The organism is Ruegeria sp. AF7, from assembly GCF_056541885.1.
In genome coordinates, this window is the sequence record NZ_JBQFYX010000001.1 from 740,836 (window position 1) to 760,042 (window position 19,207).

Genomic DNA, 19,207 nt, shown 5'->3' on the forward strand with positions numbered 1-19,207 from the left:
TCAATAGTACATACGCAATATAGCGGACCTTGGCGGCGGTCAGTCGTTTCGTTTCGCTCGCGGCTGGGGTCTGGTCGGGATTTCCTTCAACAACCCGCCAACCCCCATTCCGGCAATATCTGCGCCTGTTGTTTCAATCCCGCATGCGACACGCGACAGCACCCAATCCGCCCCATTCAACGCCGGAGAGCGGGCGCATCCCGGCAAACCGATCACAGGTCGGCCTTGCAGGTCCCCCAGAAACAGCAGGTTTCCCGGATCAACCGGCATACCAAAGCGATCAATCGTCCCGCCAGCCAGCCGAACGGCCGACGGTGCGACATCGTTCGGGTCCGAGGTGGCCGAACCCGTCAATATCATCAGAAGATCACCTTTCCCCTTAGAAATCGCGCTGGTCAAAGTATCCGTTCGATGCGGAACAATCTGCACCTCCGAAAGCTCCATTCCCAATGCCTCGACCCGTCCCCGAATTGCGGCAATCCCCTTTTCGTTCGGCGGCCCACCGGGAATTTCCGTGACAACAAGACCGGCTGTCCGATGAACTGGCCGCGCCAAACGCACAGCTCCTTTTGCCAGCCCGGCGGCGCGCTGAACATCAGCCTCTGGCACGGCATATGAGATGACCTTGATGGTCGCCACCATGCCGTTCGCCCCCATTTGCTGGTACTGGGGAACGGTCGCAACGGTAATCATCGGATTGACCTGATTGAACATTTCAAGTGCGTGAACATCAAGCACGGCAACCCCGGGCCCATCGGCCAAAAGATTTACCCGCCCGGTAAAAGCCTCGGTTACCCGCAAGTTGGCTGAAGCTGGATCAGGTGCCAGCGCAGACGCCAGTTTGCGTGCCGCCTGATCTTCATGGCAATCACCGGTATCCAGCCGGGCAACAATGACCTCGCTTAAACCAGCCTTTTCCAGTTGCGCTACATGTTCCGCGCGCAATTCAAGCCCTTTGCGGAGCTTTCGCCCATCCGCTGTAACCGAATGCGCCAGAATAGCTCCTTCTGCCCGGGAGACCGGTACAGGCCCAAATTTCATGCCTTCCCTCGAAGAACTGCAGTGATCTGCGCCAGTATCGCAACCGCGATTTCCGAGGGACCGGCGGCCCCGATATCCAGGCCAATGGGCCCATGAATGCCAGAGATTTGCGCATCGGTGAAACCAGCCGCTTTCATACGCTCAATGCGCTTGGCATGGGTGCGTGTTGACCCCAATGCACCGATATAGAACACATCGGCGTCCAATGCGGCTTGTAGCGCCGGATCATCAAGTTTTGGGTCATGTGTCAGCAGGACAATCGCGGTCCGCGCGTCCAGTCCAAGATTCGCAACGGCTTCATCCGGCCAATCCGTCAGGATCGTTTCGCCGGGAAAACGCGCACTGGACGCGAAGGCGTCACGCGGGTCGATGATGGTTGGATCGTAGCCCGCAATCCGCGCCATCGGCACCAGAGCCTGCGCAATGTGAACCGCCCCAACGACCAGCAACCTTAGCGGCGGGTTGTGCACTGCGACAAAGGTCTGGCCATCTTCTTCGAACCCTGACCGATCCATGCGCAGCCTGTCGGCATAAGCATTGCGGCGCAACGCCCTGCGCCCGGTCTCGACATTGACTTCGTAGGCAATGGGTGCACGAGCGGTCCGAGCGGCAACCAGTTCCGCCAACATAGGTTCGGGCAGGACTTGTCCTATGGGTTCGACAAGAATGCGTATGGTCCCCCCACAAGCCAAACCAACCGCAAAGGCATCGTCGTCACTGACCCCGAATTCAAGCAAACGCGCTTCGCCTTCGTCAATGGCTTCAAGCGCCTCGACGATAACAGCACCTTCGACACATCCGCCAGAAACGGAACCTTCGATCCGACCATCGCCACCAATCACCAATTGGGATCCCACCCGCCGCGGCGCACTGCCCCAGGTTTCGACAACTGTAGCGAGCGCCGCGCCGCGCCCGCTGCGGTGCCAGTCAAGCGCCGTTTCAGGACTGTTGTCGAATCGCTTCATCGGAACCTCTGGATGACCTATTACACCAACATAAGCGGGATTTGCGGGATGAAAAGCGCACCAAGCTTACCAAAAGGTCTATATTGGACCCCATTAGGCAACGCCACGGCCTGAAAGATATTCAACAAATCATAGCATTGATTGTTTGTGACCCGAGTTCTAGCCTGTACAGGCAACCGGCATCGGGTCTGGCTTGCATACCAAACAATTCATAGATCGGAGACATGCAGTTGAAACGTATTCTTGCACTGGGCGCGGCAGTTGGTCTTTTGACTTCAACCGCAGCGTGGGCTGACACATTCCAACGCTATGGAGAGGTTGAAGGCTGGAAAGTCTTCATCGACAATGAAAAGAAATCCTGCCTGATCGAGGCCGTTGATGATGCGGAAAACGTCGTTCAGATGGGTCTGACCGAAGATCGCGGTGTGGGATATGTCGGCGTGTTCACCAAGGCTGAAACCGATATCAAACGTGGCGAGACGCAAGAAGTCGCCATCCTGCTGGGCGACAACATCTATCTGGGTGAAGCGACCGGCATGAAAGGCAACATCACCAAAGGCTATTCCGGTGGTTATGTCCTGTCGGACAGCCCTCAGTTCGCGGATGATCTGGCAAAGAAAAAGGTCATGATCGTGTTCCCCGAGACATCCTATGCCTTCACGGTCGATCTGACAGGCACTTACAAAGCCATGGAGATGGCCCGCAAGTGCAACGAAGAGCAACTGTCGTAATCGGCTAGTCGGAAAGCGCGGCCATCAGCCGTGCTTTCTGCCCTTGTCGTCGGGTTGTGAAATCGCTGCGGCCAAGTCTTCGAGTGAGGCAATCGAATGCCCTGCGCGAAAACTGTCAACATGCGGCAGCATCGCGGCGACGCCTTGCGCCCTGGGCGCGAACCCGTCCCAACGCAACAAGGGATTCAGCCAGATCAGGCGTTTTGAGGAAAGGTGCAGACGCTCGATCTCTTTCCTAAGGAGCTCGGGATCACCCCGCTCGAGCCCGTCGGTGATCAGCAGAACGACCGCCCCTTGCCCCATCACCCGGCGTGACCAGTCCCGATTGAATTGATGCAGACACTCTCCGATGCGAGTGCCGCCCTCCCAATCCTGCGCCTCGGCCCCTGCGGCGGCAAGTGCCGCGTCTACATCCCGTTGGTGCAGGTGGCGCGTTATGTTGGTCAGGCGTGTGCCGAATGTGAAGGCATGGACCTTGGCCCAACCCGCACCCTTGGCGTTCGATACCGTGTGCAGGAAATGCAGGATGATCCGACTGTACTGGCTCATCGAGCCGGAAATATCGCAAAGCGTGACAAGATTTGGCCAGCGCGGTTTGGGTTGTAGTCTGGCAATATCGCGCAACTCACCCCCTTGCCGCATGGCCGCGCGCAAGGTGCGGGCACGGTCGATACGGTGCCCCAGATGGCTGGTCTGCCCGCGGCGTGATTCAATTGGCTTTACTGGCAGTGTCATCCGCGCCAATACGCGCTTGGCCTGCGCGATTTCGGCCGTGCTCATCTGCTCGAAGTCCAGATTGCGCAGCCGCTCCTCGGACGATGCAGTCTGGGTTGCGTCGATTTCGATCTCGGTTTCGTCTTCCCCTTGTCCTGCAGCGTCCGGCAAATCACGCTCAACCCCGTCCAGCAGCGCCTCAGCTGCGCGCTTTTCACCGGCATCGGCCTTGCGTTCTTCCTGAACGCCGCGAATTGCAGGAAGCATCATAGCCATCATGTGTTCCATGTAACGCGGATCTCGCCAGTACATTCGGAAGACTTGCGCAAAAACCACGCGGTGTTCCGGGCGGTTCACGAAACAGGCGTGTAAGGTCCAATAGAAATCCTGTTTCTCGGAAAAACCTGCCGCCTGCACCGCACGAATTGCGTCGATCACACGACCGGGTCCGATTGGCAGCCCAGCCTTTCTGAGTGCGCGGGCAAAATGGGTGATGTTGTGCGCCAGCTTTGGGTTGTCTGGGATATCCAGCGGAAGTTGTTCGGCCATCAGACGTTATGGGGGCTCTGCCCCCATACCCCCGGAGTATTTGGAAAAAGATGAAACATCAGACCGGTTCGAGCGTGGCCTTGGCCTCGTCGAGGATGCGTTTGGCCTCGGACCCCTGAAGTTTTTGAATGTCGTCCTGATATTTCAGGATCGCACCCAGCGTGTCGCCGATCACCTCGGGGCTGAGGTTCAACACATCCAGCGCCAACAGGCATTTCGCCCAGTCGATGGTCTCGGCCACACCGGGTTTCTTGAACAAATCCTCGGTGCGCAAACGTTGAACGAAGGCTACAACCTCGCGACTAAGCCCTTCCGCAGCTTCAGGCGCGCGCGCATGCAGAATTTCGATCTCACGTTCGAAATCAGGATAATCAACCCAGTGATACAGGCAGCGACGCTTGAGGGCATCGTGCACTTCGCGGGTCCGGTTCGACGTGACAATTACAATCGGTGGTTCGGGTGCTACAACAGTGCCCAGTTCAGGAATCGTGACCTGAAAATCACTCAGAGCTTCCAGTAGAAAGGCTTCGAACGGTTCATCGGTCCGGTCCAGTTCGTCGATCAGAAGAACCGGCGCTCCATTTTCGTCCGGGCGCATTGCCTGCAACAAGGGGCGTTCGATCAGGTATTCATCCGAAAACAGTTCCGCCTGCAACGCGCCCCGGTCGGCCCCACCCGCGGCCTCGGCCGTTCGGATCGCGACCATCTGCGCCGGAAAGTTCCATTCGTAAACGGCAGAAGACGCATCCAGACCTTCGTAGCATTGCAGACGGATCAGGCGCCGGTTCAACCCGGATGCCAGAGCCTTGGCGATCTCGGTCTTTCCCACCCCTGCCTCGCCTTCCAGAAACAACGGGCGTCCAAGCTTCAGCGACAGGAACACAACCGTCGCAAGGGCGCGACCACAGACATAGCCCTGACGACCCAGCATCTGCTGCACGGCATCGATGGAAACTGGCTGTGTCATGGAACCCCTCTCTGCTTTAGGGATAAACAGGTCATGCAACCGTCTGGCCGTCAAGGCCTCAACCTTGGTCGGGGCTACGACGTTCAGGTCGGTTGACAAGATTTTCTTTGTGGCTTGCGCGGACGCAGTTGGTCTTTCGCAACAGCTATGCTAGCGGAAGGCCATGACCGACACCCTTACGCTCCACCGCCCCGACGACTGGCACCTGCATCTGCGCGATGGCGCGATGCTACAAGCCGTTCTGCCCGAAACCGCGCGCCATTTCGCCCGTGCGATCATTATGCCGAACCTAGTGCCGCCGGTTGTGCGCGGCGATCAGGCCGCCGCTTATCGCGACCGCATTCTGGCGGCCCTGCCCGACGGTATGACGTTCGAGCCGCTGATGACCCTGTATCTGACCGAAGATACAGACGCCGCAGATGTCGCAGCGGCCCATGCCAGCGGTGTGATCAAAGCCGTCAAGCTGTATCCTGCCGGGGCTACGACCAACTCTGCCTCGGGTGTGCGCGATTTCGACAAAGTGCGCCCGGTGCTTGAGAAGATGGCCGAAATCGGCTTGCCCATGTGCGTACATGGCGAGGTGACGGATCCCGAGATCGATATATTTGACCGTGAAGCCGTGTTCATCGACCGTGTTCTGGATCCGATCCGCAGATCGACACCGGGCCTGCGTGTGGTGATGGAACATATCACCACGTCCAATGGTGTGGATTATGTCAAAGCCAACGCGATTGATCTGGGTGCAACGATCACGGCGCATCACCTGATTATCAACCGCAACAACATCTTGGTTGGTGGCATCAAACCGCATTACTATTGCCTTCCCGTCGCCAAGCGCGAGGAACACCGTCTGGCCCTGCTAACCGCCGCAACGTCGGGCGATGCGCGGTTTTTTTTGGGTACAGACAGCGCCCCGCACACGGATGCAAACAAGGAAATGGCTTGTGGCTGTGCCGGTTGTTTCACAGCGACCAACACTATGTCTTTGGTCGCCGAGATGTTTGACCGGGAAGGTGCTTTGGACAAGCTGGAAGGATTTGTGTCGCTCAACGGGCCAGGTTTCTATCGCTTGCCCGTGAACCAGGAGATGATCACCCTGACCAAGGGTGAGCCCGTTTCGTATCCCTCAAAGATTGACACAGGCGATGGACCGGTCACTGTGTTTGACCCGGGCTTTCCGTTGCACTGGCGCGTGGCTTAACCCGCCACTTGTTCGGCCAAATCGCTAGCACGTCCCCCGGTGCGCAGCATCGACCAGATCGTGTCCGCCTCATCCGCGCCGATCAGCTTGGTCGCTTTGTCGCGCACGCGATCCTCGCGGTCAGACAGCGATATTGGGTTCAGCAGATCATGCGTTGCTTCGCGGCGAATACCATCGCGACGCAGCAGGGACAGACGCGCCTGCGTTTCTGACAGGCTGTCATCTGCCTCGACCGTGATGCGGTCGCGCAAAGACGTAACACGCGGGTCAAGGCAGACCTTGTCAGTGAAACTGCCTGGCAAAGCCGTATCATATCCCAGCGCCTGCATCGCGATCACTGTCCGATAGGAAAACTTGGCCCCCAGTCCGGTTGTCGGTGACAGCTGATTGCACACACTCATCCAGCGCGGATGCGTTTTTATCTGGATCTCGGCGACCTCGGGTTCTGCTATGTCCAACTCCCGCGCGGCTTCCAACGCGGCGTGAAGACCGTGGCAACAGGCGTGAAACTTGTGGCTGACCGTTTCAAACAGCCATTCATTACCCACCCCATCCAGAGCAGTTTGGTCTGCCGCGCCTTGATGCGTTGCGCCAAACCCAAAAGGACCTTCCAGCGCGTCGGCGTTGGCCTGAAAACCGCGCTGCACCAGCAATGCTGTCTCGACCCCTGCCGAGGCGGCAAGTCCGGCGTTATACGGCTTGCCCATGGTTCCGAACTGCGCCTTCAGCCCTGCCGCACGCGTTGCCGTCAGACCCAGAACCATTCGCATCTGGTTTGCGTCAAAACCCAGCAAACGACCGACAGCGACAGCCGCCCCAAAGGCACCGGATGTTGCCGTCTGGTGAAATCCTGCCTGATAGTGGCCGCGCCCCAGCCACAAGCCAACTCGGATTGAGGTTTCCATACCCACCAAAGCGGCTTCGAGCATATCGACAAGAATACGATCATCCCATTCGGCCACCGCAAGGGCTGCGGGCAAAATGGCGACGGAAGGATGTCCGATATGGGCGAAATGCGTGTCATCGTAATCCAGCGCGTGAGACACCGTGCCATTGACCAACGCAGCACCACGCAGCGGCGCCGAGCCGCCGCCAAAGAGATGCGCCTGAGGGTTCCCGCCCTCGGACAGTATCATGTCACGAACCGTGATTGAGACAGGTTCGCGCGCGCCTGCCCGGCCCACAGCGACCCAGTCAAGAACAGAAAGCGACGTGACGATTCTTGCCTGAGACGACGTCGAAACCGGGCCTGCCGCAAAAGCGGCCAATGATGCAGTAAATTCCGTCATGCGCGTAGTCTAGCGTGCGCCTGACAAGGGTAAAGACCTAGCTGTAGAGTTGTTGCGCGCGCGCCTCAAACGCGCGCACGATCCGATGCATGGCTTCGTTGAATACCACGCCGATAATCCCTTGCAGGATGGCATTCTTGAATTCGAAGTCCACATGGAACGAGACGTTGCAACCCCCATCAGGCGCGTCCTCGAACTGCCAGTCGGATTTCATGTATTTGAAGGGGCCGTCCAGGTATTCGGTGTCGATTTTCTTTTGATCCGCAAACAGGGTTACTTTGCTGCCAAAACGTTCGCGGAACACCTTGAACGAGATGACCAGATCAGCCTCCATCACTTCAGCCTCACCCAGCTCATAGGTTTTGCGAATACGGGCAGCCGCGCACCACGGCAGAAATTGGGGGTACTTGGCCACGTCGGCAACCAAGTCGTACATCTGCTGGGCTGTATAAGGCAGGTGGCGGGTTTCCGAATGGATAGGCATGGCGTCCGGTATTTGCAGGTGACAATGGCGCGTCATGTCGTATGTTGCGCGCCAAAGATCAAGGGGGCTGCGATGACTGACCGCGCATATATGATAGATGAGATGATCTCGGCAAAGGCCATCGCTGCTCGAATCGAGGAGCTGTGTCGCGACATTTCGGCAGAGTTCAAAGACACCGACAAGCTGGTGGTCGTGGGTCTGCTGCGCGGCAGCTTTGTATTCATCGCCGACCTTGTGCGCGAACTTGACCTTCCGATCGAAGTGGATTTCCTTGAAGCTTCTTCTTACGGAGACGCGATGGAGAGCAGCCGGGAAGTTCGTATTCTCAAAGACTTGCGCGGCGCAATTGAAGGGCGCGACGTGCTGGTTGTCGAGGATATCGTTGACACCGGTCATACGTTGAACCATGTCACCAAGTTGCTGCAAAGCCGTAACCCCGCGCGCCTGAAATCCATTGCCCTGCTGGATAAGCCGAGCCGCCGTGAAGTGGATTTCCGATCAGACTGGATCGGGTTTGAGATTCCAGACGAATTTGTCGTGGGATATGGAATTGACTACGCCCAACGCAATCGCAACCTGCCCTATATTGGCAAAGTCCGCTTTACAGACGAATAGCTGAGCGGGCAATTTGCCGCTCCTTTCGGGCCAGACACCCGAGTTGTAACTCTTTCGATTACTATAAAGAATCTGTCACAGTCCAACCAACAGCATGGTTGAACTGAAGAAAAAGTTGACGTCGCGCTGTACGAATACTTCGCCCCAACCTCTTGTAATTATTAATAAAAATGAAAAATTAGCCCCTAGATGGCTTTTCCGAGCATAGATTCTATGGCCTTAAGAAATATCCCGGTCCCAATCGGGATAAGCGCATCCGGGAAGTCATAGTCCGGGTTGTGCAACTGGGGATGGTCGCTCCCCGACCCCAACCAGAACATGGCGGCCTTCGCACTTTTTCCAAACTGGCCGAAATCTTCTGAAAACCGCTGTGGCTGATCGACAAACCTGCAAGCAACGCCCTGCTCCGTGCAGGCCGTGTACAGGATCGAGACTGCTTCCGGGTGATTGGCACAAGCCTCAAACACTTCGTCATAACTGATTTCGACCGCCAGTCCTTCGGCTTTGGCCATTTCACGGACCAACGATTCAGCGTCGCTGATCAGCTGCACCATTCGCGCGTCTGTGACCGTGCGAAGTGTCACCCATAGCTCGGCCCGCCCCGGTGCTACTCCGACCGTGCGCTCACCCAACGTGGCATGTGTGACGGTCGTCAACGCGTAGCCGTCATTCAGATCCCCGCCGTCCCCTAACACGGTCAAAGCCGGCATCAGGCGTGCCAGCGCACCGGCAGGTGACACCCCATCTTGCGGAGCGGCAGCATGTGACGTCTTTCCGGTCAGAACAATCTGCATCCCGCGTGAGGCACAATTGGCAGAACCGCTGCAAATTTCGACCGCCCCCAACTCCAATCCCGGTAAGTTGTGCAAAGACAACACCAGGTCGGGCGCAGCCTCGGCGTATTGGGGATCAGCTCGGAAAGCGATTGCACCATGGCCGGTCTCTTCGGCTGGCTGGAAGATCAATACGACGCGGCCCTTCTTGGGGCGTTGATGATTCAACACGTCTGCCACGCCCAGAACCATTGTCATATGCCCGTCGTGGCCGCACAAATGCCCTTTGCCCGCGACCTGTGATACATGGGAATGGTTCGCCAACTCCTGGATCGGCAGCCCATCCATTTCGCAGCGAATGCCCAGCGTGGGACCGGGTTGGCCACTTTCGAAAACAGCAGCGATCCCGTGCCCACCTATTCCGGTCATGACGTGGTCAGCACCAGCGTCGCGCAGAAATTCAGCCACCCGCGCCGCGGTATTCTTTTCTTGCCCCGAAAGTTCAGGATGTTGATGCAACTCGTGGCGCAGAAGGGTCAGTCGCGCGCTCTGGTCCGGCGTCACGCTTTTTGTAGCTTTTCTAGACGCGCCGCGCGCAGCCGGGCAAAATCATCACCTGCATGATAAGAAGACCGGGTCAAAGGTGTCGCGGATACCATCAGAAAGCCTTTGCCGTAAGCCGCCTTTTCGTAAGACGCGAACTCTTCGGGTGTTACGAAACGATCAACGCCATGGTGTTTCGGTGTCGGTTGCAGATACTGGCCAATTGTCAGAAAATCGATATCCGCCGCGCGCATGTCATCCATGACCTGACGCACCTGCTGTTCGTTTTCGCCAAGCCCAACCATGATACCGGACTTGGTAAAGATCGACGGATCAAGCTCTTTCACCCGCTGCAATAGACGCAGGGAATGGAAGTACCGCGCGCCGGGGCGAACCTCGGGGTACAGACCCGGTACTGTTTCCAGATTGTGATTGAAGACATCCGGCTTTGCCTGGACCACAATTTCCAGAACATCCGCATCGCATTTCAGAAAATCGGGCGTCAGAATCTCGATCGTGGTTTTGGGAGAGCGGTGCCGCACCGCGCGGATGGTCTGCGCAAAATGCTCGGCTCCGCCATCGCTCAGATCATCCCTGTCGACCGAGGTGATAACCACATGGTTCAGGCCAAGTTTTTCGACCGCATGTGCCACCCGGCCGGGTTCAAAGGCGTCAAGGTCGTCCGGGCGGCCAGTAGCGATATTGCAGAATGTGCAGCCACGAGTACAGATCTCGCCCATGATCATCATAGTGGCGTGGCCCTGGCTCCAGCATTCGCCGACATTGGGGCATCCCGCCTCTTCGCAGACGGTGACCAGATTGTTATCGCGCATGATCCGGCGCGTATCTGCATAGCCTTTGCCGCCGGGTGCCTTGACCCTGATCCAGTTCGGTTTCTTGGGCTGCGCATTATCTGGGCGGTGCGCTTTCTCCGGGTGGCGCTGTTCGGGGATCTTCAGATCTCGCACGGGCAGTATTCCTGACTTTGGGTCAATCTTGTCGCTCATAACATAGACAGATGTGCAGTGTTACACCAGTGGCGCATAGCCGCTATGCAACGCCACCGCGCATGAGCAAGAACGCGATTGCAAATTCCCGTTTTACCGCATGTTTTCAATGCCTAATGAGAATAAATTATTAATTCAGAATGCGGCATTTCGTCGATTGAAGGCAGTTTAGAACTGTTTTAAGCCACGGCAAAACCACAGGTGAATCACAGGAGCTTGACCATGAAATCCGGCGCAATACTGCCCAACGTGACCTTTCACACCCGTGTCCGCGATGACTCAGTCGAAGGACCAAACCCGTTCCGTTGGGAAGACAAGACCACCGCTGACTATTTTGCCGGAAAACGCGTGATCCTGTTCTCGTTGCCCGGCGCGTTCACGCCCACCTGCTCGACATATCAACTGCCCGGCTTTGAAAACGGGTATGACGATTTCATTGCCCGGGGTGTCGATGAAATCTATTGCATGTCTGTCAACGACAGCTTTGTGATGAACAAATGGGCCCAAGATCAGGGTCTGACCAACGTCAAGGTCATTCCCGATGGATCTGGCGAGTTCACCCGCAAAATGGGTATGTTGGTTGACAAGGACAATCTGGGCTTTGGCATGCGGTCATGGCGCTATGCGGCCATCGTAAACGACGGCGTTGTCGAAGCGTGGTTCGAAGAACCTGGCCTGATGGATAACTGCCCCGAAGATCCCTATGGCGTGTCTTCGCCCGAAAACCTGATGAAACACCTTCAGGCAACAGCAGAGCCCGAACTGGCCTGAGTATTAACAAGACGAATAAAGGCCCGTTTTGACGGGCCTTTTTTGTGCCTTCAGCCTATCATGCGGTCGCGTTCAGCCTGATCCTGATAGTGGCGCTTCAGCCGCTGTAACGCGATCCGCAGAACAATCTTTCCGGATCGTGCTGACCAGCCCATGCGTTTTTCCGCCAGTTCCAACCCTTCGAGATAGCAACAGCACCGCAGGGCAACGTCACTTAGTCCGGGGCCAAGATCAGACAAGGCCCGCGCCACGCGGTCCCGCGCGTCGGATGACCCCTTTCCTCCGTGGCTTTCACTGTCATAACTGCCGCAGCTACCAGCCGTTAGAAACCGCTCCCAATTCTGTGAAACCTGAGGGCCAATCTGCGCCAACTCGAAATCTTCGCGCAAACGCTCTCCGGCGCTGACAAGCGATTCATCCAGAAAAGGCTTGCCATCGCGGTCGCGTCTGCGTGCAAGGGCAACCAACGGGCTTTCCGTGGCACTATAGCGAATGCGCCTGATCCGGTCTGTCGCCCCACCCGATGTTTTTACCTGAAACAACGACTGAGTTTCGGCAAAGCCGACTTCGGTTCCCACACGCGCCTTGTTTTCCGCTTTTGCGATCAGGTGGCTCAGGGCCGTTCGGCCTGCTGCGGAAATCCTGTACCGCGATATTCGACCGGGATTATCGCAGGAAATCCAGTCCTTTAAGGCCAGAGCCTGAGCGATCTCGCAATCGACGACTGCGGTTCTGGTGGCTCCGGCATTGCAGGTGTCACGAACGACTACCGCTTTGTCCATCTCTTCAGCCACGGCAAGAACCGAACCCGTCTCACTCAGGCGGCGCAAAATGCGCAATGCCTCTCTTTCGAACGCCTCTTCCTGGGCTGTTTCATCCGCGATCGCGGCCGCCCCGTTTGTGTCGTCGGACATGGAAAAATGTGTTTCTGCCAGCGATTGCAACGCGGCATCCACCAAAGGATCGTCGCGGCGCATCTCGATACGCCGGATTTGCCGGAGGATGGTTGACGCATGGCAGCCTGCCGATCTCGCGATATCGCGGATCGAGCGTCCGTTTTCGGTATGAGCAAGGTATCTTTGCGCCCCCTCTGGAACCCATGCCGGAATGGTGAAAGCCATGTTGTTTTCCATGATTATTTGCCCTCGTCGACAAAACAAAATGTCACTTATCGCCCTCGGATAGCCGGTTAACCAAATCTAACTAGAGGCCCATTCGTTACTCGTTCGTTAACCACACAAGGCACGAACCAGATTTGATTCAAAAAGATAAACAGTCGTGAAACCATCGTTCGGAGAGGCTGTCACGAAGGCAACACCCGCTTAGGTTGTGCATTTAATGGTCCCGTAAACCTCAGACACAGGACACATAAGATGCAGGACCTGATGACAATGATCTCAATGCTTCACCGCCCACGCATGTTGGCGAGAGCCGCCAATTTCGGAGCGAGGGAGTACAACCGGGACAGGCATCTGCAACGTATTCTGGGATACGAGTCCTTGCCGGGTTCAGGTCAAGCCCTGCTGCGTCTGATTGAGATGGAAAAAGAGGTGAATGAACTGCGCAAAGAAGATGATGCCGCATACTCTCTGGTCCGACATCTCGACATTCTTATCGCGCTGTTGGGTGAGGCGCGGCTGTATCAGGCCAGCCGCGCCCCGGTCCTTCAGTAATCAGGAGAACGCATCCGGCATGGAGGCCTTTTTCTCGGCGATATAGGCTTCCAGCGCTGCGGCTGTATCCGGTTCCATATGCGGTTGCTGGTAATTTGCCAGCAGGTGTTCAACCCGCGCAGAGGCCAGAGCCCGCGTATCACGTGCGCCTTCTTCCTGCCAGGTTTCATATGGCTTGTAGTCCAGCAGATCGGACTTCCAGAACGATTCCTTGAAGTTCGCCTGCGTGTGGGCACATCCTAGGTAATGCCCGCCCGGGCCAACTTCCCGGATCGCATCCATGGCCTGCGCGTTTTCGTCATAGGCCACGCCCTTGGCCAGCGAATGCAAAACACCCAACTGGTCGGCATCCATAACGAATTTCTCGAAGTCGGCCACCAGGCCGCCTTCCAGCCAGCCGCAGGCATGCAACATGAAGTTCACGCCAGCCAACAGTCCCATATTCAGCGAGTTCGCTGTTTCATAAGCCGCCTGCGCATCCGGAAGTTTCGAGCCACAGAACGATCCTGCGGACCGATAGGGCAAGTTCAGACGCCGCGCCAGTTGACCCGCGCCATAGGTGATATGCGCAGCTTCTGGTGTTCCGAAGGTCGGCGCACCAGAATTCATGTCGATCGAAGTCACGAATGCACCAAAGATCGCGGGTGCACCGGGACGGACGATCTGGCTGTACGCCACACCGGCAAGAACCTCGGCCAGAACCTGTGTCAAAGTACCGGCCACCGAGACCGGCGCCATCGCGCCGCCCACAATAAAGGGCGAGATGATGCAGGCCTGATTGTTACGTGCATAGACTTCCAGCGAGCCCATCATCACATCGTCGAATGTCATCGGCGAGTTGATGTTGGTCAGCGACGTCATCACCGTGTTTTGCTGAACGAACTCCTTGCCGAACAGGATTTCGCACATTTCGACCGAATCCTGAGCCCGGCTGGGATCGGTCACAGAACCCATGAAAGGCTTATCCGACAGGGTCATGTGCGCCTTCAACATGTCCAGATGGCGCTTGTTCACCGGAATGTCGGTCGGTTCACACACCGTGCCGCCCGAATGGTGCAACCACTTGGACATATAGGCGAGTTTCACGAACTTGTTGAAGTCGTCCATCGTCGCGTAACGACGGCCGCCCTGTGCATCGCGCACGAAAGGAGGGCCGTAAACCGGGGCCAGAACCATGTTTCGGCCACCGATTACGACCGATTTCTCGGGGTTGCGGGCATGTTGGGTAAACTCGCTGGGCGCAGTTTTGATCAGCTCACGAGCCAGGCCACGCGGAATGCGCACGCGTTCACCGTCGATATCCGCGCCAGCGTCGCGCCAGCGTTCCAGAGCGGCAGGGTTATCAACAAAGTTAACACCGATCTCTTCCAACACGGTTTCCGCATTGTTTTCGATGATCTCCAGTGCCTCTTCATTGAGGATTTCGAAGTTCGGAATGTTGCGTTCGATGTATTTCGCGGTCTCGATACGAACTGCAGTCCGCTCGGCACGGCGGGCAGCGCCACCGCCACCTCTCGCCCTGCGCCGGGTGTTTGCCTCGGTCATGAGAAGATCCCGTGTTGTTGGTTAGATTGAGCGTTTGATACAGGTTTGCCGGAACGCAAGCATAGGGATTGCGGCACGTTGGGGGAAAAAGCGACATTGCCGTTCTGCAATCCCGCCAACGGGCTGCCATTGGGGATAATCGGATTTTGGAAAGTGCGGCCCAATTGTTACCGCACCTGTCTACTTCGGATCACGAACGGCGGGAAACACGAGTGCCGAAGGCCTGTGTGGCGATCTTCATCGAATCCCGCGCCGGAATCGGACCTCGCTCTTGCGAAATGTGCAGGCTTGCCCTAAGGCGCTGACATGACCCAGACATCCCACGACCGCCTTCTGATCATCGACTTCGGCAGCCAGGTTACGCAGCTTATTGCCCGCCGCCTGCGCGAACTGAATGTCTATTGCGAAATTCACCCTTACCAGAATGTCACGATGGATTTCGTGCGGGAAATGGCCCCGCGCGCCGTGATCTTCTCGGGCGGGCCGGACAGTGTGACGCGCGAAGGGTCGCCCCGTGCTCCGCAAGAGATTTTTGACTACGGCGTGCCGATTCTGGGCATCTGTTATGGCCAGCAAGTGATGATGCACCAGCTTGGCGGCAAGGTCGAAAGTGGCCATGGCACCGCCGAGTTCGGTCGGGCTTTTGTCACGCCAAAAGACGAACTGGAAATTCTGAAGGGCTGGTTTGACGACGGGGATGAACAGGTCTGGATGAGCCACGGTGACCACGTCAGTGAAATCGCGCCGGGATTTCAGGTCTTTGGCACATCGCCTAACGCGCCCTTTGCGATCACAGCCGATCCAGCGCGCCATTTCTATGCCGTGCAGTTCCACCCCGAGGTGCACCACACGCCCAAGGGCGCGAAGCTGTACGAGAACTTCGTCAAGCTGGCCGGTTTCAAGGGCGACTGGACCATGGGGGCCTATCGCGAGGAGATGATCCGCAAGATCCGCGAGCAGGTTGGTGACAAGAAGGTCATCTGCGGTTTGTCGGGCGGCGTTGACAGCTCGGTCGCGGCGATCCTGATCCACGAGGCGATTGGAGACCAGTTGACCTGCGTCTTCGTTGACCACGGGCTGTTGCGCAAGAACGAGGCGACAGAAGTCGTCGGCATGTTCCGCGACAACTACAATATCCAACTGATCCACGCGGACGAATCCGAACTGTTCCTTGGCGAGCTTGAAGGGCAAAGCGACCCGGAGACCAAACGCAAGATCATCGGCAAACTGTTCATCGACGTGTTCCAGAAACACGCCGATACCATTGAAGGGGCCGAGTTCCTGGCCCAGGGAACGCTTTATCCGGATGTAATCGAATCGGTGTCATTTTCGGGCGGACCTTCTGTAACCATCAAATCGCACCACAATGTCGGTGGCTTGCCGGAAAAGATGGGCCTGAAACTGGTCGAACCCCTGCGAGAGCTGTTCAAGGATGAGGTTCGCGCGCTTGGCCGTGAACTTGGCCTTCCGCAGAGTTTCATCGGGCGTCACCCCTTCCCCGGGCCCGGTCTGGCAATCCGCTGCCCCGGCGAGATCACACGTGAAAAACTGGGTATTTTGCGGGAAGCCGATGCGATCTATATCGACCAGATCCGTAAACACGGCCTCTATGACGACATCTGGCAGGCTTTTGTCGCCATCTTGCCAGTGCGCACGGTAGGCGTCATGGGTGATGGACGCACCTATGACTACGCCTGTGCGCTGCGGGCCGTCACATCTGTCGATGGCATGACCGCAGACTACTACCCGTTCAGCCATGAGTTCCTGGGCGAAACGGCAACGCGGATCATCAATGAGGTTAAGGGCATCAACCGGTGCACCTATGACATCACATCGAAACCACCCGGCACCATCGAGTGGGAATAACCGGTGGGTGTCTGCGTAAAACTTAACTGATTGAGCTGCAAAACGTCCTTCTCGTTCAAGCCTTTGTTCGGGGCAGTCATCTATACGACCTTGAATCTGGTGCACCTTCGACGTTTGAATGGCCGGGCAAACCTAGCCTGCTTATCATAAGCTCTTGGCCTTGCGGTCTTTTGGCCGCGCGGCTACGCGACGAACCTGAGGGACGCCCGAAATGAGCCATGCGCAGAAAGACGTGTTGAAGGCCGGTCTATGGATGACAGGTGCGATCGCCTCATTCTCATCCATGGCGGTTGCAGGGCGTGAGCTGAGTTCTGCGCATGATACCTTTGAAATCATGATGTATCGCAGCATCGTGGGGTTCGTTGTTGTTGCAACAGTCCTGACTTTAACGCGCAACTGGCAGCAGGTTTCAGCCGAACGGCTGGGATTGCATGCTTTACGAAACACCTTACACTTTACAGGGCAAAATCTCTGGTTCTACGCCGTGGCAGTGGCTCCTTTGGCACAGGTTTTCGCGCTGGAGTTCACTCAACCGCTTTGGGTGATCCTGCTTTCGCCGCTGTTTCTGAACGAACGGTTGACCCCGCTCAAGTTGATTGCGGCGCTAATTGGGTTTTCAGGGGTTCTGATCGTCACACGCCCAGGCGCTGCCCCCCTGAGCCCCGGCTTAATAACAGCAGCGGCATCAGCGGTTTTCTTTGCGTTTACAACGATTACAACCAAGAAGCTTACGCGATTTGCCAGTATTGGGTGTATCGTTTTCTGGCTGACCGCAATGCAAGCGGTCCTTGGGGCCACAGCCGCTGGCATCGACGGTCAGATTGTGCTTCCGACAATGCAAACCGCGCCCTACTTGATTCTGGTTGGGTTGGCGGGTTTGCTGGCGCATTTCTGCATTACCAATGCCCTGTCTATCGCCCCGGCAACCGTCGTCATTCCCTTTGATTTTGCACGCCTTCCGACAATCGCGGTAATCGGGATGATCCTCTATCACGAGCCCATCGACCATTGGGTTCTGATCGGCGCCGCTGTCATCTTTGCAGGCATTTTCCTGAACATCTGGTCCGAAAATCGTAACAGTTTAGCAACAGTTCAGAACTGTAGTGGCAACAAGTAACGCACCGTCACCAGTTGACCTTAAACTAACTGAAAAGAAAGTATCGCGCATTACACACGGGTAGGCGCTGGACTCACTCAATTCTTCGCCAAGCAAATACTCGAAAAAAGTTCGGGAGGACAGAATGAAAACAACACTACTCGCAACGTGCGCTTTGTGCGTTGGAGCAACGGCTGGTTATGCAGGCGGTCTGGACCGCAGCGGTCAGGGTATCAACCTGATCTTTGAAGAAGGCTCTGCAGTTCAGTTTCGGTTGGGGTATACAGATCCAAGCGTGACCGGCACGATGCCTGCGCTTGCTGGACCAAATATCGGTCAACCTCAAGACTCGGGCGAAGTCGCAAACGATTTTTTTACGCCACACTTGGGGTACAAAACGGCGCTTACGGAAAAGCTTGATTTCGCCATCATGTATGATCAGCCCTTTGGTGCCGATATTCAGTACGCGAGCACGTATCCTCTGTCTATCAACCCAGTTCCCGGTGGTCGAACCGACAGCCTGAGAGCGACAGCGGATACAGATGCCATCACTGCGCTGCTGCGCTACAAATTCGATGGTGGCTTCAGTGCGATCGGTGGTATTCGCGCGCAGCGCGTCAAGGCTTCGATAACCGTTCCAATTACCGCTGGCTATCAGGTGGATACCAGCGCTGATACTGCATTTGGGTATGTCGTTGGCGTCGCGTGGGAAAAACCCGAAATCGCGGCACGTGTGTCGCTGACATATAACTCCAAGATCAGCCACGACCTTTCACAGACGGAATCGCTCAACCCGCCACCCCCGGCCCCTCCAGGGACTGTGGCAACGTTCAACACCACAAGTGAGATTGAAACACCGCAGTCAATCAACCTGGATTTCCAGACCGGTGTGGCGCCCAAGACATTGTTGTTTGGCTCGATCCGTTGGGTCGACTGGCCACAGCTTGTGTATAACCCGCCAAACTATCCGCCGACGACGAACCTGGTTGATTATGACGAAGCCACGTTCACCTACTCGCTGGGTTTGGGTTATCAGTTCTCGGAAGAATTTTCTGGTGCTGTGACACTGGGCTACGAATCTTCCCAAGGTACGCCGGTGTCGAACCTCGGCCCGACAGATGGGTTCTGGAGCATCGGTCTGGGTGGCACCTATTCTCTTGAGAATGCCAAAATTTCCGGTGGTGTGCGTTACACGGATATCGGAGATGCCACCGCGAATGGCGCCGGTCCGGCGGCACGTGGGACATTCACTGGCAACAGCGCCTGGAGCGTTGGTTTTCAGATCACATACGCTCTGAACTGATCTGAGTAATCATATTTACTACAAAGCCCCGCAGTTTCTGCGGGGCTTTTTCGCATGAACCGGGTCGCCGTTGG

Annotated in this window: 17 protein-coding genes and 1 pseudogene; 8 read left to right on the top strand and 10 right to left on the bottom strand. The window is 56.7% G+C overall.

What is annotated here, in order from left to right; translation table 11 throughout:
• Window positions 1-39 precede the first annotated feature (39 nt).
• Together ACR0AP_RS03750 and ACR0AP_RS03755 are read right to left on the bottom strand one after the other, a co-directional pair.
• Window positions 40-1,041 carry a molybdopterin-binding protein gene (locus tag ACR0AP_RS03750; RefSeq protein ID WP_480505369.1) on the bottom strand — a complete coding sequence of 334 codons (1,002 nt, stop codon included), beginning with the start codon at window positions 1,039-1,041 and terminating at the stop codon, window positions 40-42.
• Complete coding sequence (locus tag ACR0AP_RS03755) at window positions 1,038-2,006, bottom strand: XdhC family protein (protein WP_480505372.1); 969 nt, start codon at window positions 2,004-2,006, stop codon at window positions 1,038-1,040. The genes ACR0AP_RS03750 and ACR0AP_RS03755 overlap by 4 nt, the downstream gene beginning before the upstream one ends.
• Window positions 2,007-2,230: 224 nt before the next feature.
• On the opposite strand from ACR0AP_RS03755, the gene ACR0AP_RS03760 reads away from it, so the two are divergent.
• Window positions 2,231-2,737 (top strand): hypothetical protein, encoded by a 507-nt coding sequence (locus ACR0AP_RS03760; protein WP_480505374.1) that lies wholly within the window; start codon window positions 2,231-2,233, stop codon window positions 2,735-2,737.
• A gap of 4 nt (window positions 2,738-2,741) precedes the next feature.
• Here the strand turns inward: ACR0AP_RS03760 and ACR0AP_RS03765 are convergent.
• Window positions 2,742-4,000, bottom strand: a pseudogene (locus ACR0AP_RS03765) (vWA domain-containing protein).
• A gap of 58 nt (window positions 4,001-4,058) precedes the next feature.
• Window positions 4,059-4,967: an AAA family ATPase gene (locus tag ACR0AP_RS03770; RefSeq protein WP_480481163.1), complete on the bottom strand. Its 909-nt coding sequence runs from the start codon at window positions 4,965-4,967 to the stop codon at window positions 4,059-4,061.
• Window positions 4,968-5,130: 163 nt separating this feature from the next.
• Here ACR0AP_RS03770 and pyrC point away from each other — a divergent pair, with 163 nt between their 5' ends.
• Window positions 5,131-6,168 (top strand): dihydroorotase, encoded by a 1,038-nt coding sequence (gene pyrC, locus ACR0AP_RS03775; RefSeq protein ID WP_480505376.1) that lies wholly within the window; start codon window positions 5,131-5,133, stop codon window positions 6,166-6,168.
• On the opposite strand, the gene ACR0AP_RS03780 is transcribed toward pyrC, so the two are convergent.
• Window positions 6,165-7,457 carry an MmgE/PrpD family protein gene (locus tag ACR0AP_RS03780; protein WP_480505377.1) on the bottom strand — a complete coding sequence of 431 codons (1,293 nt, stop codon included), beginning with the start codon at window positions 7,455-7,457 and terminating at the stop codon, window positions 6,165-6,167. The two genes, pyrC and ACR0AP_RS03780, sit on opposite strands and share 4 nt — an antisense overlap.
• Before the next feature lie 37 nt (window positions 7,458-7,494).
• On the bottom strand, window positions 7,495-7,941 hold the full coding sequence (locus ACR0AP_RS03785; RefSeq protein WP_480505818.1) for a type II toxin-antitoxin system RatA family toxin: 447 nt from the start codon (window positions 7,939-7,941) through the stop codon (window positions 7,495-7,497).
• Between the two features lie 72 nt (window positions 7,942-8,013).
• Here ACR0AP_RS03785 and hpt point away from each other — a divergent pair, with 72 nt between their 5' ends.
• A complete protein-coding gene (gene hpt / locus ACR0AP_RS03790; RefSeq protein WP_209504085.1) occupies window positions 8,014-8,556 on the top strand; it encodes a hypoxanthine phosphoribosyltransferase in 543 nt (180 codons plus the stop codon).
• Between the two features lie 185 nt (window positions 8,557-8,741).
• Here hpt and ACR0AP_RS03795 read toward each other — a convergent pair whose 3' ends face one another.
• On the bottom strand, window positions 8,742-9,893 hold the full coding sequence (locus ACR0AP_RS03795) for an amidohydrolase (protein ID WP_480505379.1): 1,152 nt from the start codon (window positions 9,891-9,893) through the stop codon (window positions 8,742-8,744).
• Window positions 9,890-10,840, bottom strand: coding sequence for a lipoyl synthase (gene lipA, locus ACR0AP_RS03800; protein WP_209504088.1), 951 nt, complete (start codon window positions 10,838-10,840; stop codon window positions 9,890-9,892). The genes ACR0AP_RS03795 and lipA overlap by 4 nt, the downstream gene beginning before the upstream one ends.
• 261 nt (window positions 10,841-11,101) lie before the next feature.
• On the opposite strand from lipA, the gene ACR0AP_RS03805 reads away from it, so the two are divergent.
• Complete coding sequence (locus ACR0AP_RS03805) at window positions 11,102-11,650, top strand: peroxiredoxin (protein ID WP_209596075.1); 549 nt, start codon at window positions 11,102-11,104, stop codon at window positions 11,648-11,650.
• 50 nt (window positions 11,651-11,700) lie between these two features.
• Here the strand turns inward: ACR0AP_RS03805 and ACR0AP_RS03810 are convergent, their stop codons facing one another.
• Window positions 11,701-12,783: a DUF6456 domain-containing protein gene (locus ACR0AP_RS03810; RefSeq protein ID WP_480505382.1), complete on the bottom strand. Its 1,083-nt coding sequence runs from the start codon at window positions 12,781-12,783 to the stop codon at window positions 11,701-11,703.
• A 240-nt stretch (window positions 12,784-13,023) separates the two neighbouring features.
• On the opposite strand from ACR0AP_RS03810, the gene ACR0AP_RS03815 reads away from it, so the two are divergent.
• Window positions 13,024-13,323 carry a DUF6477 family protein gene (locus ACR0AP_RS03815; RefSeq protein ID WP_480505383.1) on the top strand — a complete coding sequence of 100 codons (300 nt, stop codon included), beginning with the start codon at window positions 13,024-13,026 and terminating at the stop codon, window positions 13,321-13,323.
• Here ACR0AP_RS03815 and ACR0AP_RS03820 read toward each other — a convergent pair whose 3' ends face one another.
• Window positions 13,324-14,868: a trimethylamine methyltransferase family protein gene (locus ACR0AP_RS03820; RefSeq protein WP_267366259.1), complete on the bottom strand. Its 1,545-nt coding sequence runs from the start codon at window positions 14,866-14,868 to the stop codon at window positions 13,324-13,326.
• Between the two features lie 306 nt (window positions 14,869-15,174).
• On the opposite strand from ACR0AP_RS03820, the gene guaA reads away from it, so the two are divergent.
• The 3 genes from guaA to ACR0AP_RS03835 all read left to right on the top strand — a co-directional run bounded on the left by guaA (window position 15,175) and on the right by ACR0AP_RS03835 (window position 19,133).
• A complete protein-coding gene (gene guaA / locus ACR0AP_RS03825; protein WP_480505386.1) occupies window positions 15,175-16,734 on the top strand; it encodes a glutamine-hydrolyzing GMP synthase in 1,560 nt (519 codons plus the stop codon).
• A 211-nt stretch (window positions 16,735-16,945) separates the two neighbouring features.
• Window positions 16,946-17,851, top strand: a complete 906-nt coding sequence (locus ACR0AP_RS03830; RefSeq protein WP_480505388.1) for a DMT family transporter — start codon at window positions 16,946-16,948, stop codon at window positions 17,849-17,851.
• 124 nt (window positions 17,852-17,975) lie between these two features.
• Complete coding sequence (locus ACR0AP_RS03835) at window positions 17,976-19,133, top strand: OmpP1/FadL family transporter (protein WP_480505390.1); 1,158 nt, start codon at window positions 17,976-17,978, stop codon at window positions 19,131-19,133.
• The last annotated feature ends 74 nt before the right edge of the window (window positions 19,134-19,207 follow it).